The sequence below is a fragment of the Fulvivirga lutea genome, from assembly GCF_017068455.1.
GTDB lineage: Bacteria > Bacteroidota > Bacteroidia > Cytophagales > Cyclobacteriaceae > Fulvivirga > Fulvivirga lutea.
The window spans coordinates 1,489,417-1,502,480 of sequence record NZ_CP070608.1; the positions used below are offsets into that span (position 1 = coordinate 1,489,417).

The following is a 13,064-nucleotide window of genomic DNA, read 5'->3' on the forward strand; positions in this document are numbered from 1 at the left end:
CACTAAACAATAAAGAAATCCTAGGAACGCATTAAACGGCATTTTCTTTGACTGGGGTGAGGGGTGTTGGTTGGGTGAGTGGAGTGATTACAAAATGATAGAATTTACGAAGCTGTCTCAAAAATACCTCATATTGCAGGGCTGAGCTTGTCGAAGTCCGTTTTGTGTAAATAAAATTGCATTAGTGTCAAAAATTTAAGTTTTGAGAAAGCTTCATTAGCACTATCCTACAAAATACATGTCCAATTCCCCTTTTCCCTTGGCAAAGATTTTTCCGCGAGCAATACAATTGAATTCGTTCTTTACCAGTTCAAAGGTGGATGAGGAGATATTAATTCTGCCAGATTCACCTGCAGATTCCATTCTGCTGGCAGTGTTTATCGTATCTCCAAAAAGGTCATAGGCAAACTTTTTTTTGCCTACCACACCGGCAACTACAGTTCCTGAATGTATACCAACCCGCATTTTCCATTGTAATTCATGGTTCTTATTCCTTTCCTCAAGGTAGGATAGCATCTTTTTTGCCGCTCTGATACAAATTACTGCATGATTTGTGGCCTCATCTTCAAGACCACATGCGGCCATATAGGCATCACCAATGGTTTCAATTTTTTCCATGCCGGTTTCCTCCATGATTTCATCAAATCGCCCGAAGATTTCATTCAGCTCATTCACTAAGGTGATTGCGGGAATGGTTGCCACTATTTCGGTAAAACCTTCAAAATCAGTGAATAGTATCGAAACATTCTCATGCCTTTTAGGAATGGTCTTACCATGTATTTTCAAGTCGTGTATGATCTTTTTAGGTAGAATATTATGTAGAAGGTCATCTGATTTTTTCTGTTCTGCCATTAATGAATCTTCGGATCGATCAATCAGCACTGACAAGCTCCAAATTAATGCGAGACAAATGAATGCCGTCATGCCCATATTCACAATCTGTGATAAATAGGGATCCATGCCCTCGTTGTGCGCATAGAATTCTGATTGAAAAACAACGGCAAAAATTAAAGTTAGGCAGGCCAATACACTGAAACCATGGGCAAGGGCTCTTGCCTTGCGCGGGAAAGTCATGTAGGGCAAGATGATGATCAAAAAACAAACTGTGGTAATCCCTGAACCGTATCCTGACAAGTAAAGAAATACGAGAACGGAAATGTATGCAGAGATGGCCAGCCAGACCGAAGCAGCTACCCGACTTCCTTTCTTGTTTAAAACCAATACCATCAGAAACATCAAGCCCAATACTCCATTCCATACAGCACTTGTTATTTCCGAAATGGATAGGGCAATGGACATCCATAACGTATTGAAAAGCACCCCCAGCATGGCGGCTATATTGGATACCTGTAAATACCTTTTCTTAGTTCCTAAGAAATTCTCCCTTACGCCAATATCAGCAACTCTTTGCAAAAGAGTTTTTTTTCGTGTCATCTTCGGCCGTTTAGTTATTCTGATTTTTTGAAGTTAACTGATTATTATTAGATATGGCTAAACGCGAAGGTATGGCACGGCTCTTCCTTTGACAGGGGGTGAGGTTTAGTTAGTTGAATGGGGTAAACAAATAGAATATTAATAAGACGAAATTCAAAATCGGGTTACTATTAGTCAATTTCTGACAGAAAGAGGCAATTATTAAATATAGCTTCCTTGAAAAAAAAATTATTCAGCAATTCCAAACTGTTAAGCTCCACGTGGGATTCATCAATCTCATGAATTATGTCAAAAGTATCCGAATCTCTATGGTAAGAAATTCGTAGTCCAGACTTTGCTAAACCACCAGCTAAAATGACATAAAAGTGCTGCATGTCATCATTTTTGGAAGCAAGTTCCTTTAAATGATTAAAGTTCCGTACTTTCATAATTGATATAATACTATGAAAAGTTTACCTAAAAGAGAAGATTTTTTCAAACCTGTGTTAAAAGCGATATATGAGCTAGGCGGTTCAGGAAGAAATGATGAAATAAATAATAAAGTAATTGAGCTGCTTCAATTACCTGCAGACCTTTTGGAAATTCAACATACTGAGACACAAACAAAATTTGAGTATGAGATGGCTTGGGTACGAACTATGTTGGAAAACCAAGGATATTTGGAAAATTCAGCAAGAGGAATTTGGGCAATTAAAACCGATCATAAGGTAGATCTGAATTTTTCTGTGAGCTTGAAAGAAGAAAAACAAATTGCGAATGAAATTTCTGAGCGTGAGAATTGGAAAGATGAACTAATTAAAACGATCACAGATGAATTATCACCTAATGCTTTTGAGAGATTAGTCAAAAGATTATTGAGAGAAAAAGGATTTATTCAGGTAGAGGTCACAGGCAGATCTGGTGATGGAGGTATAGATGGGCGAGGTGTTGCAACAATAAATGGTATTCTTAGCTTCCATATAATATTTCAGTGCAAACGCTATAAAGGAAAAGTGAGCTCAAAAGAGATCAGAGATTTTAGAGGAGCCATGGTCGGGCGAACTGATAAAGGATTATTTATTACGACAGGTCAATTCACAAGGGATGCTATTTTTGAGGCTTCTCGTGATGGAGCGCCAGCAATAGATTTAATGGATGGCGAAAAGTTAGCTGAGAAGCTTAAGGAACTAAGTCTTGGTGTTCATATTGAAATCAGAGAAAAAATAAGTATCGATAAAAATTGGTTTAGGAATTTTGAAAATGGTTGAAAAATAAATTCTTTTTGGAATACAGAAATGTTATCAATTTGATTTCAATAAATGACTTAGTTTCAAATGCCAAAACATTTCAATTCAATATTATTTCAGAAAAGGACGCATTTCTTAGAGGATTAGAAGCTAGTCAAGGTTGGGATAGATTTTTAGTTTTAAATAAGGAAGTAACATAATCATTTCTTTTGAAGTTCTCAGCCAAAAATACAAACCCATCCCACCAACCTAACCCAAGAATCCCATCTCACCACACCTACAAAATGATCATTTCAATAGACGAAATGATCATTGATTCAGAGTTTCTACTTTGCTTAGTTTTGATTTATTAACCATCTTTCATACATGTTTCGATTTGCCCTGACTATTTTTTGTTGTTCCGTCATTCAGTCTGGCTTTGCCCAAGAACTGGAAAAGCAAATTATCATAGATGGCATAACAGCTTCCTACTATTGCAAAACCCAGCAATTTAGTGAACTAGATAGCTATTTAGAGGACAAAGGCTACGTGTTAGATCACAAGCCCGGCACAAAAAAAGTGTTTAGACATCAGGACGATAGTAAAGGTGAAATTCTGTTGCTCATCATGGGTTATGAGTGGGTTGAAATCCTACATACTCAGGATGAAACCGGAGCTTTTAAAACTACCATGGATGAAATCTTAAAGAACAAGCCTTTTGTACGCATTGAAGACCAGTACGAATTGGCGCTTCCAGACCATGAGAATCCGGGTTTTAAAACTGTACTAACTTGGGAAGGGGAAAACAAATCCAACCTTACCTTTTCTCCTCCCGAAATCCAAAATGAAACCAAATCGTGGGATTTGTATTTTGAGGAGGTGTTTGCTGGAAGGCCTCGGTGAGAATAGGTTTCAATTTTCATCAGCCTGTTTAAAAGCCATAGATTTTAATTCCTGCTCTGTTTTTGATATGCCATACTTGGTGGCAATTTGTCGCCAATTTTTTACAGCCTCCTTTACTTCTTTAATTATTGCTAAAGCTTGATCCTTTGATATTCGGAAAAATGGGTATACCTCCAATGCAAGTTTGAGGTCTAGAGCATTATCAGTGTCTGAGATATTTAATTTGAGTCCATTACCTGACTCAACGGGATTGATATCATAGGCAGGAGACAGCAGCCAGCCTTTTTCTGATAGCATAAAGCCATGATTACGTAAATGGTCATCTACATTAGAAACGCAAATGCTGAATACGATTCTGCGCCATAATTGCTCGAGATCCTGATTAACATTTGAACCTCGGGTCATAATAAACTCCACTAATTCAAGGTAACTTACATTTGCCTTGTAATCGGCACCATCAGTATGACCTAATAGGGTCATGGCAGAAGCAAAATGCAAACGCCTCCCTCTTGTTGTACGATCAAACCTTTTTGTTAAAAATGTATGATGTTTACTGGAAAACTTAATTGCCTGGCTTTGCGCCATTGTTATTCCAGCTGCAAGTGCCAATTCATATGTTACTATCTCCCATCCGCCAATGTCCATATCATCTTTTTGACTTGGAAACTTAGCAATCCATAAGTGATTGTCTTGATCCAATACACTTGCTTTTGGTCGTGCACCACCTAATGAAGAGCCTGGAGCCACCAACATATTAAGCCATTTAATATATTCAGGATGATCAATTATATCATCATCTTCTAACTTCAAACTAATTTGTTCGAGTTCGCGGATTGAAGTCCAGGGGGGACTTGCTAAAATCTTATCATCGCTTAAAAATGGTTGGTTTGGATCAAGTTTAAATCGTAATGCACCCATGCGATGTTCATCATATACACCTAGTAAATAGTCAGTTTCAAACAAGGTTTTTTTGTTACGATTTTCAGCCCTGGCCAGTGCAGCTTCTTTACGCAGCATCAAAACCCGCCCCCATCGATCGGGTGAAGAATCTAGAAATAAGCCGAAATTCGTTTTCTCTTGATCATTCAGGTATTGAACCCCTGCGTAGAGCTTCAAGTCGGGATCGAGTAATTGAGTATGCCCAGATTTCAACCAATTTGAATCATACTCAAATGAAAATATCTCATTTCCGCGTAGTAAATCTGCATGTAATATACCCATAAGGCTTGGTTTATGTAACCCTTCCCAATCTGCGTATACATAAATATTTTTCCTCATCCGCTATTCTCTTTAGGAGCCCGTTCTTTTACTCTTAATTCCGCATCCTGCAGTTTTCTGCCCAATTCATCATCTTTTGCAATTAATGATAAGTCCTTTTCCAACCCAAGCACAATGAGTACCTGCAGATAGAGACCTATACTCACACTCTCTGATCCTTTTTCTATAGATAATAACGTAGGGCGACTGATATTTGCACGTTCTGAAACCTGCTCAGCACTAAATTTTCTTCTTAGCCTTGCCAGCTTAATATTCTCACCTAGTTCTGTTAGCAGTTTCTTATGTTTTGGTAATAATATTGGCTTTTCTCTTCCCATAACGTTAAATTGTATTTACAAATATAATATCTATTGTAAAAAGTATTTAACATTATACTTAAAAAATTTATACTCTTTTACCTATTAAACCTGAAGCCTTCAAGCATCCAACCACTCCTTAAACTTCTGTACCTTCTCCCGGCTGATTAAGATGTTATCATCGTCACTGTTTTTAAGGGTGACTTTTAAACGGCTATTACTGAAAGAAAATACCGAATCAATGGCGTTGTGGTGGGTGATGTATTTTCTGTTTAATCTAAAATAGACTGCCGGGTCTAAAAGCTCTTCTAACTGATCCAACGGATAATCAATGAGGTATTTTTTATTGTCTTTGGTTTTTAGAAACGTGGCTTTTTGGTCACTGTAAAAGTAGTCGATAGAGGCAATGTTGATACTTTGTATTTTCTCGCCAATCTTGACCATAAACCGCTGCTTATAGTCTTTTTTGGGTTGTGTAAGTATTTCCTGAAGCTTCTGTAAATCTATCTGATTTTTAGTGCCGTAATTCTTCTGAAACTTCTTTAGTGCAGCTTCTAAATCAGCCTGATCTATTGGTTTAAGCAGGTAATCGATACTGTTATGCTTGAAGGCTTTGATGGCATATTCATCATATGCCGTACAGAAAATAATGGGGCATTCCGTTTTTACCTGCTCGAGTATTTTAAAGCTCAAGCCATCGGCCAGTTGGATGTCTAAAAACAGCAGGTCTGGATCGGGGTTATTTTGAAACCATGCAATGCCACTTGAAATAGAATCCAGGCAATCCAGCACCTCAATGAACTCGTCAATTTCTGCTAGTTGCCGCTTTAACCGCTTTTGTGCCGGTAGTTCATCCTCTATTATCAGAACTTTCATAGGTCTTTGAGTAAGGGTACTTCTACAACAAAGGCATCATCCGATTTGATAACATTTAATTTGCTGCTGGTAAAATAGTTTAACTGTGATCGGATATTCTCCAAGCCAATGCCGGTTGAGTTTTCCCCTACATCTTTAGGCTGTAGATTATTCGAAATTGTAATTGAATCTTCCTTATCGAAGATTTTAATCTCTAAGGGTTGGTCTTTAGAAATAATGTTATGCTTGATGGCATTTTCAAGCAATAGCTGAAGTGTAAGTGGAGGTATTAATAGATTTTTGTGTTTAACATCCATACTCACTAATAAACTATCTCCAAATCGTAACTTTTGGAGTCCGATATAGCTTTCTAAAAACGACAACTCTTGACCTAAACTGACTAGCTCTTCCTTTTGTACTTCAAGCACATAGCGGTAAATCTTGGACAGCTTCTGAATAAACTCAGTGGCCTTATCCTGATCTTCATGAACAAGGTTACTCAGCGTATTAAAAGAATTGAATAGAAAATGCGGATTCAATTGATTTTTTAAGGACTGATATTGCCCTTCAAACTTATCTGCACGCATTTTTTCCGAAGCAATGGCAGCTGATCTCCACTCAAACAAAAAGGCCCTGCTGGTAAATATGAGTGTAATAAATAGTGAAATCAAAATGGCATAACGGGTGCGCCACATCAATGTTTGCCAGGGTAGGGTTTCAAAATTATGGTCATAAAAAGAAACCAAAATGAGGGTTGAAAATAGCAGGCTGACAATGAATGCAAATAATGATACGGCCGTAACTTCAACCAATAGCCTCTTAAGCGGGTTTTGAATCCAACTTATCCGCTGATCTGTTTTGTCTGTTATAAATGATATACCATAACTTAAGGTAAATGATATGAGAAAAGAATAAATGAACTCCGGCCATTTTGTGAAAAAAGCCGAAGTTCCGATTGTATCAAGATTGAAAGAAATGGTAATTACCAACGCGATTATCAAGTTTATTAAGATTAATAACCTTAGGTTTTTATAGTATTTCCAGCTTCTGGGTGCGTTAGAATTATATTCATCCATACTTAAAACCTAAAATAGCTCTTTTTTATTATTTACACTTAGAAAGCAATGCTTGAGCCTGACCAGCTCCCCAGGTAGGGTTAATACCTTCAGATGCTTCTGCCTCGAATAAGGCAAGACTGCCATTGGCCATTCCGCAAGCTTTTTCTGTGCCATTGCCAAAGAATTGGGCCATACCAAATTCCATTTGAGCCATTAAAACAAGCGCTCTTGGGTTTTCTGGGTTTTGCTGCATGGCCTGTCCGAATGTTTGCATTACCAACGGGCTCATAGTTTGACCTCTGTTGGCAGGATCAGCAGATAATTTTCCCATCAGGGCAAATCCTTTTAAGGCGGTTAGCTCTGAATTGTTTGGTGAGATTTCTCCTGCCTTTTCTATCAACGCGATAGCCTTATCAAAATAACTATCCCTTTCATCTAATGATAATGTGTTGTTAAAGCCTATTTTAATATAAGCATGGGCAGCGTAGTAAAGCGGCAGCCATTCCTCATTTTCTTTTTGTGCTATTCGTTCAAAAGCATTGGCCGAGGCCTGCAATTCTTCCTGGCTTTTAGAGCCTTTGAAAGTCTCAATTTGGTCTTGCATTGCATTAATATATGCAGATTTGTCTTTGGCATTAGTGAATAATGCACCTACTAAAAGGGTTAAGATTAGAGTTAATTTTTTCATGGTATTTGTATTTAATATTGATTTATAAATTGTTTAATTGATTTGCTTTTTTGTCTTTAGATAAAGTCAGAAATACACCTAAAAAGATGAACCGATCTGCTACCATGCCTTGTGGTCTTCCTTCAAACACACCATTTTCATTTGCTTGGTTGGTGTATTGATAACCGAAAATGTTATCGCTGCCTAGCACATTGCTACACTCAAAATGGATGATGAGGTTCGGTGTAGGAAGGTAGCTCCAGCTTAAGCTCAGGTTATTGAAAGCAGGTGTTTCGGATTGCATTTCACCTTCCAGGTTCGGGTTGTGATAGGTGTAACCGCTATTCCAGCTATAGGAAAATCCCAACTGAGAACGTAGCTCTCGAAAGAACTTTTTCATCACCAACGAAGCATTGTGCAAAGGCGCAAAGCCAGGGCGTACTTGGGACTCAAACCCGCTCAGATTTCTTTTGCTGTCTGTATAGGAGTAAGTGATCCAGAAGTCAGTATTTTTTAACGATTTGTTGTCCCGATAAAATAAATCGAAACCTTGCGCATAGCCAGAGCCATCATTGGTTAAGTCAGTAAAATCTAACCCATCAGATTGACCGAAAAGAACCAAGTTGTCATAGGATTTGTAAAAAGCTTCTGTACGAAAAGTTCGACCTTCTTTGCTGTACAAATAGTTGGCAATATAATGGGTAGACTGAGTATTTTCCAGTGCCGTGTTTTGTATTCTTACTTCGTTTGCGGGCAGCTGATTAAATGTGCCTGATGCAACTGATACCTGTGAATACTTTGAAAATTTATAACCTAATGAGGCACGGTAAGTACTCCAGTTATCTTCTAAAAGATCATTGTAAGTACTTCTGATTCCAGCTCGTAATACCAGATTGCTGCTGAAGTAATAGTCGGCCTCAATAAAATGATTGATCGTGAGCTCATCCAGCTTTCTGCTCATCCCGTCATTCAAAACAGTTTCTTCGTATTGGTTGGCATAAGCCTCTAATCCATTCTTAAGAGAAAACTTGTCACTGAAATCTTTGATGAGCACCGCTTTGTTATGATTTAACAGGCTTGTTCTGGTGTAATTTTCATTGTCTATGGAAATACGGTCTTCATTATTAGAAATCGAGGCTCCTCCGTAATACGACCAGCCATTGCCAGCAACATTTCTGAAGCTAACGTTGCCAAACTGATAGCTATTCTCAATAGTTGTAGCTTGTATTTCACCGCTGTTAATGTCTTCTCTGTTTAAGGACATTTTTGCACCTTCGATATGCATGAAGCCTTTCAATATGCCTGATTTGCCAATTTTTTGTCTACCCAAAACCTCAGCATCCCAGTTGCTTGGCGCATCGGTAAAGTCCATGTTTTGGTTAATGATAGACATGTAAGGGGATAAATCTGTGAAATTTGCTGAAGCAGTAAATGCTCTATTTTCACCCACCATGGTGTGACTCAGGCCACCACCAACAGACATAAGACTGATGTCGGTTTGATCTCTGATCGGCATATCGATACTATTTAAAACCAAAGCCGAGGATAGTGCCTGACCGTATTCAGCCGAATAGCCACCCGTGCTAAAAAAGCTACCTCTAAACAGGTTTGGGTTAAAACGTGATCGGGTAGGCACATTTTGTGCAGTGCTACCGTAAGCATTACCAACCTGCAAGCCGTCAAAGTAGATATTGGTTTCAGAAGCATCACCACCTCGAACGAAAAGCCGCCCGTCATTCCCTACCGTTGATGTTCCCGGTAGCTTCGTGAGTGCACCAATCACATCTCCCAAAGCTCCCGATGTTGTAACTATATCCAAAGGTTTCATCACAACGGCCTTTTTCTCATCACTGGCGTCCATGGCACCAGCCGTGATGGTCACGGCAGTCATTTCATCGATCTTTTCACGAAGGTTTACCGTAAATTGAAGTGGCTGACCGTTGCAGTTGATTATTTCTCTATACTCATGATACCCAATCATAGAGACCACTAGTGTCTGTTCATTTTTTTCATTGGTCTTGAATGTGAATTGACCATTGATATCTGATGAAGTGCCATCGTATGTGTTGTCAAGGTAAATATTGGCACCTATGAGTTGCTCACCTTTGGCCGAAAGCACCTGACCTTTGATGGTGGTTTGGCCGAAGGCAAACTGAGCATAGAGTGTTGTTATTAGGAGCGATAAGTAGATAAACCTTTTCATGTCTTTAGCATTTTGATGGTGCTAAATTGAGAGAAGGTTATGCGGTTTAGTAATTAACCTTACCGAAGTGTAGGATTGGGAGGATGAAGTTTAGATTGGACTGACTGAAATTATGGTGGTGATAAACTCACTAAATCTCTTTTACTTCTATGACGAATAATCAGTCCATGTTTGCAACTTTATCGATGGAAAATTCTGAAATTAAATAAATCGGATATTTTTAAACTCTGAAATAAGCTGCCACAAACCATGAAGAAAACTTTTTTACTACTCACTTGCCTGTTGTATCTCACCAAGTCTGGGGCTGCACAAAACCTTGCAATGATTGATAGCCTCAAGTCTGTTTTGCTGGGTCTCTCTGGAGAGGAAAAGGTAAAAGTGCTTAGGGATTTATGCTACTACAGCGGCTTTAAAACTGATTTTGAAGAGGCTGTCTCCTACGGACTTGAGGCCATTGCCTATGCCTCCGAAATTGGGGATAAAAATGGAATGGGTGCTTCTTATCAGGATTTGGGGACTGTGTACAAGCACTCTGGCAGATTGGAAATGGCTTTGGATTTATATGAAAAGGCCAGGTTGATATTTAAGGAAACAGCAAATTACGAGAGCGAGGCTTTCGTAATGCATAATATTGGGGTAACCTACAGTATAAAAGAGGATTATCCAACTGCCATGGGATACCTGTTTAAAGCATTGGACATGAAAGACTCCCTGGGTGGGGTGGCAATATCAAGTACACTGAATTCAATAGGAGAAGTGTATAGGAAGAGAAGGGATGATGACAAAGCATTGGAATATTATTTCCGCGCGCTGGAGGAAGGAAATAAAACACAAAATAAAGACCATATTTCTCAGGCGCTTAACAACATTGAGATCATTTATCGGCAAAAGGGCGATTACGAAAAAGCCCAGGAGTATAGAATGCAAGTTATAAGGATCAAAACTGAGTTAGGAGATGATTATGGTCTGGCAATCAGTTATAACAATCTTGGTGAGTTGTATGCTGTGCAAGGTCAATTAAAGAAAGCGGTAGAGTATTTTCAGAAATCGCTTGAGATCAAAGTACGCTTGGATAACCAGGAAGGAATAGCATTTACCTCAAGGCAGCTAGCTTCGGTTTACAGTAGGCTAAATGATTTCAAAAACGCAGATAAATTTGCCAAAAAAAGCCTTGCCTTTTACAACGAGGTTGGCAATGTAAACATGGAGTCTAAAACTTACAAGACACTGTCTGAAATTTACAAGTCCTTTGGTCGATTTGAGCAGGCACTACAGTATTATGAAAGATACTCTTCGCTGAAGGATTCGGTATTTAATAAAGCCAAGGAAGTTATCATGTCAGATATGGCGACAAAATACGAAACCGCTAAAAAAGAAGCTGAAAATAACTTGCTGAAAATGGAAACAGAACAACAACTGGCCACCATTGCACAGAAAAATCAGCAGGTTACGTTAACCATTATCGGTTTATTAATCCTGCTAGCACTTGCAGGTTTACTTTTTCGGGCATATCGACAAAAAAATAGGAGTAATGAGGTATTGAAAGCTCAGAAAGAAGAGCTGGCTAGGCTCAATGCCACGAAGGACCGGTTTTTTGGTATCATAGCCCACGACCTTCGCGGGCCATTGACTGCCCTACAGGGTATTTCGGGGCTACTCAATTACAATATCAAAAAAGGGAACATCGACAATTTAAATAAGATCGCTTTGCAGATTGAGGATTCTGCCCAGAAAGTAAACACGTTGCTGGACAATTTGCTGAAGTGGGCCTTAAGTCAGGGAGGGGCTATGCCGCATCGGCCACAACGATTGGCACTAAAACCTATAATTGAGGAAAATCTTCATTACTTTAAAGACATGGCAGCAGCTAAAGACATTCATCTACATGCTGACATTGCGCAAGACGTGCACATCCATGCAGATAAAGAAACCTTGAGCACCATTTTTAGAAATTTGATCAACAATAGTATCAAGTTCACTCCTCGTGGTGGTGCTGTAAACTTAGCAGTGACTGATAAAGAGGATCAGGTGCAAATAGATGTACAAGACAATGGCGCTGGAATTGAAGAAGAAAGGCTGAAAAATTTATTTGTGTTGGATGATAACAAAAGCACTTCAGGAACAGCCAATGAAAAAGGTACAGGCCTGGGTCTTGTGCTTGTAGATGATTTTGTACGTTTGAATCAGGGTACAATCAGGGTAGCGAGCAAGCCTGGTGATGGGAGTGTTTTTTCGATTACCCTCCCAACAAAATACGCTAAGGCAGGTTAATGAAAAGATAACTTTATCAGCTATGTCGAAAGTAAGAGTCTTTATTGTAGAAGATGATTTTATACACGCCAATCGCCTGGAAATGTATCTGGAAGAAATGGGGTATGAACTGGCTGGATTGGTAGCCAATGCAGAAGAAGCTATCAATTTGATCGCGGCTACAAAGCCTGACTTACTACTAGTAGATATTCATCTGGAGGGCAATCGGGATGGGGTGCAAATGGTAGAACAGCTCAACAAGAAAAATCCCATCCCCGCTATATTCATCACCTCCTTTAGAGACAAAGAGACTTTTGACAGAGCCAAGCTGACTGACCCTTATGCGTACATCATCAAACCTTATGATAAAGATATGCTTCAAGCTGCCATTGAACTGGCAGTGTACAAGTTTTCAAAAACGTCTAAGCACCTAGATACTATTCACACTCAAACTGACTATCAGGGATGGAACGAAGATCAACTGGTGAATGACACCATGTACGTAAAAAGCAATGGAAGCCTGGTAAAAATAAAATTGAGTGACATCCTTTGTGTGGAAGCGAAAGACAAGATTTGCCAGATAGGCCTTATCAAAGAAAGCATCGACACAAGAATATCACTACAAAAGCTCGAAGAACAACTGATCAGCGATCGTTTTTTGAGGGTACATCGATCATTCATTATCAACAAAGAAGCAATCTCACAAGTAAACCTTTCTGAAAGTAAGGTAAGTGTGGGGCAATATGCCGTACCGATTGGCCGATCTTACAAAGCTTCCTTTCTCAACAGCCTTGGTCAACTCCCTGATTAAGCACCCTGCATCTGTCCACCTGCAATAAGAAATCAGCCACTAGTAACAAGGAAAAATTTTCAACCCTTTACTCTAAGCTCTAAGCTCCAAGCTCTTCGCACTAA

The 13,064-nt window shown here is 39.1% G+C and carries 12 protein-coding genes; 4 read left to right on the forward strand and 8 right to left on the reverse strand.

The genetic code is table 11. The annotated features are described in order from the left end of the window. Window positions 1–222: 222 nt before the first annotated feature. Window positions 223–1,434 (reverse strand): adenylate/guanylate cyclase domain-containing protein, encoded by a 1,212-nt coding sequence (locus tag JR347_RS06795; RefSeq protein WP_205723294.1) that lies wholly within the window; start codon window positions 1,432–1,434, stop codon window positions 223–225. Window positions 1,435–1,604: 170 nt separating this feature from the next. After that, entirely contained in the window at window positions 1,605–1,862 is a 258-nt protein-coding gene (locus JR347_RS06800) for a hypothetical protein (RefSeq protein ID WP_205723295.1), read from the reverse strand. Window positions 1,863–1,877: 15 nt separating this feature from the next. Here JR347_RS06800 and JR347_RS06805 point away from each other — a divergent pair, with 15 nt between their 5' ends. Both JR347_RS06805 and JR347_RS06810 read left to right on the forward strand, forming a co-directional pair. Further along, window positions 1,878–2,681 (forward strand): restriction endonuclease, encoded by an 804-nt coding sequence (locus JR347_RS06805; protein WP_205723296.1) that lies wholly within the window; start codon window positions 1,878–1,880, stop codon window positions 2,679–2,681. A gap of 345 nt (window positions 2,682–3,026) precedes the next feature. Beyond that, window positions 3,027–3,542 carry a hypothetical protein gene (locus tag JR347_RS06810; protein WP_205723297.1) on the forward strand — a complete coding sequence of 172 codons (516 nt, stop codon included), beginning with the start codon at window positions 3,027–3,029 and terminating at the stop codon, window positions 3,540–3,542. A gap of 9 nt (window positions 3,543–3,551) precedes the next feature. Here JR347_RS06810 and JR347_RS06815 read toward each other — a convergent pair whose 3' ends face one another. The 6 genes from JR347_RS06815 to JR347_RS06840 form a co-directional block, all read right to left on the reverse strand. Then, window positions 3,552–4,820: a type II toxin-antitoxin system HipA family toxin gene (locus JR347_RS06815; protein ID WP_235689772.1), complete on the reverse strand. Its 1,269-nt coding sequence runs from the start codon at window positions 4,818–4,820 to the stop codon at window positions 3,552–3,554. Next, the gene (locus JR347_RS06820) at window positions 4,817–5,137 is read right to left on the reverse strand and encodes a helix-turn-helix domain-containing protein (RefSeq protein WP_205723298.1); all 321 of its coding nucleotides are present in this window, start codon (window positions 5,135–5,137) and stop codon (window positions 4,817–4,819) included. Before JR347_RS06820 ends, JR347_RS06815 begins: the two co-directional genes overlap by 4 nt. A gap of 99 nt (window positions 5,138–5,236) precedes the next feature. Further along, window positions 5,237–5,992, reverse strand: a complete 756-nt coding sequence (locus JR347_RS06825) for a LytR/AlgR family response regulator transcription factor (RefSeq protein ID WP_205723299.1) — start codon at window positions 5,990–5,992, stop codon at window positions 5,237–5,239. Continuing rightward, window positions 5,989–7,047 carry a sensor histidine kinase gene (locus JR347_RS06830; protein WP_205723300.1) on the reverse strand — a complete coding sequence of 353 codons (1,059 nt, stop codon included), beginning with the start codon at window positions 7,045–7,047 and terminating at the stop codon, window positions 5,989–5,991. Before JR347_RS06830 ends, JR347_RS06825 begins: the two co-directional genes overlap by 4 nt. A gap of 28 nt (window positions 7,048–7,075) precedes the next feature. Then, window positions 7,076–7,717, reverse strand: coding sequence for a tetratricopeptide repeat protein (locus JR347_RS06835; RefSeq protein ID WP_205723301.1), 642 nt, complete (start codon window positions 7,715–7,717; stop codon window positions 7,076–7,078). A gap of 22 nt (window positions 7,718–7,739) precedes the next feature. Then, window positions 7,740–9,899 carry a TonB-dependent receptor gene (locus tag JR347_RS06840; RefSeq protein ID WP_205723302.1) on the reverse strand — a complete coding sequence of 720 codons (2,160 nt, stop codon included), beginning with the start codon at window positions 9,897–9,899 and terminating at the stop codon, window positions 7,740–7,742. A gap of 249 nt (window positions 9,900–10,148) precedes the next feature. Between JR347_RS06840 and JR347_RS06845 the strand changes: the two genes are divergently transcribed. Both JR347_RS06845 and JR347_RS06850 read left to right on the forward strand, forming a co-directional pair. Then, window positions 10,149–12,170: a tetratricopeptide repeat-containing sensor histidine kinase gene (locus tag JR347_RS06845; RefSeq protein WP_205723303.1), complete on the forward strand. Its 2,022-nt coding sequence runs from the start codon at window positions 10,149–10,151 to the stop codon at window positions 12,168–12,170. Between the two features lie 22 nt (window positions 12,171–12,192). After that, window positions 12,193–12,960, forward strand: a complete 768-nt coding sequence (locus JR347_RS06850; protein WP_205723304.1) for a LytR/AlgR family response regulator transcription factor — start codon at window positions 12,193–12,195, stop codon at window positions 12,958–12,960. Window positions 12,961–13,064: the final 104 nt, after the last annotated feature.

Coding starts and splice junctions, on each gene's coding strand:
- JR347_RS06795 (WP_205723294.1), bottom strand. CDS start 1,434: ATGACACGAAAAAAAACTCTTTTGCAAAGAGTTGCTGATATTGGCGTA.
- JR347_RS06800 (WP_205723295.1), bottom strand. CDS start 1,862: ATGAAAGTACGGAACTTTAATCATTTAAAGGAACTTGCTTCCAAAAAT.
- JR347_RS06805 (WP_205723296.1), top strand. CDS start 1,878: ATGAAAAGTTTACCTAAAAGAGAAGATTTTTTCAAACCTGTGTTAAAA.
- JR347_RS06810 (WP_205723297.1), top strand. CDS start 3,027: ATGTTTCGATTTGCCCTGACTATTTTTTGTTGTTCCGTCATTCAGTCT.
- JR347_RS06815 (WP_235689772.1), bottom strand. CDS start 4,820: ATGAGGAAAAATATTTATGTATACGCAGATTGGGAAGGGTTACATAAA.
- JR347_RS06820 (WP_205723298.1), bottom strand. CDS start 5,137: ATGGGAAGAGAAAAGCCAATATTATTACCAAAACATAAGAAACTGCTA.
- JR347_RS06825 (WP_205723299.1), bottom strand. CDS start 5,992: ATGAAAGTTCTGATAATAGAGGATGAACTACCGGCACAAAAGCGGTTA.
- JR347_RS06830 (WP_205723300.1), bottom strand. CDS start 7,047: ATGGATGAATATAATTCTAACGCACCCAGAAGCTGGAAATACTATAAA.
- JR347_RS06835 (WP_205723301.1), bottom strand. CDS start 7,717: ATGAAAAAATTAACTCTAATCTTAACCCTTTTAGTAGGTGCATTATTC.
- JR347_RS06840 (WP_205723302.1), bottom strand. CDS start 9,899: ATGAAAAGGTTTATCTACTTATCGCTCCTAATAACAACACTCTATGCT.
- JR347_RS06845 (WP_205723303.1), top strand. CDS start 10,149: ATGAAGAAAACTTTTTTACTACTCACTTGCCTGTTGTATCTCACCAAG.
- JR347_RS06850 (WP_205723304.1), top strand. CDS start 12,193: ATGTCGAAAGTAAGAGTCTTTATTGTAGAAGATGATTTTATACACGCC.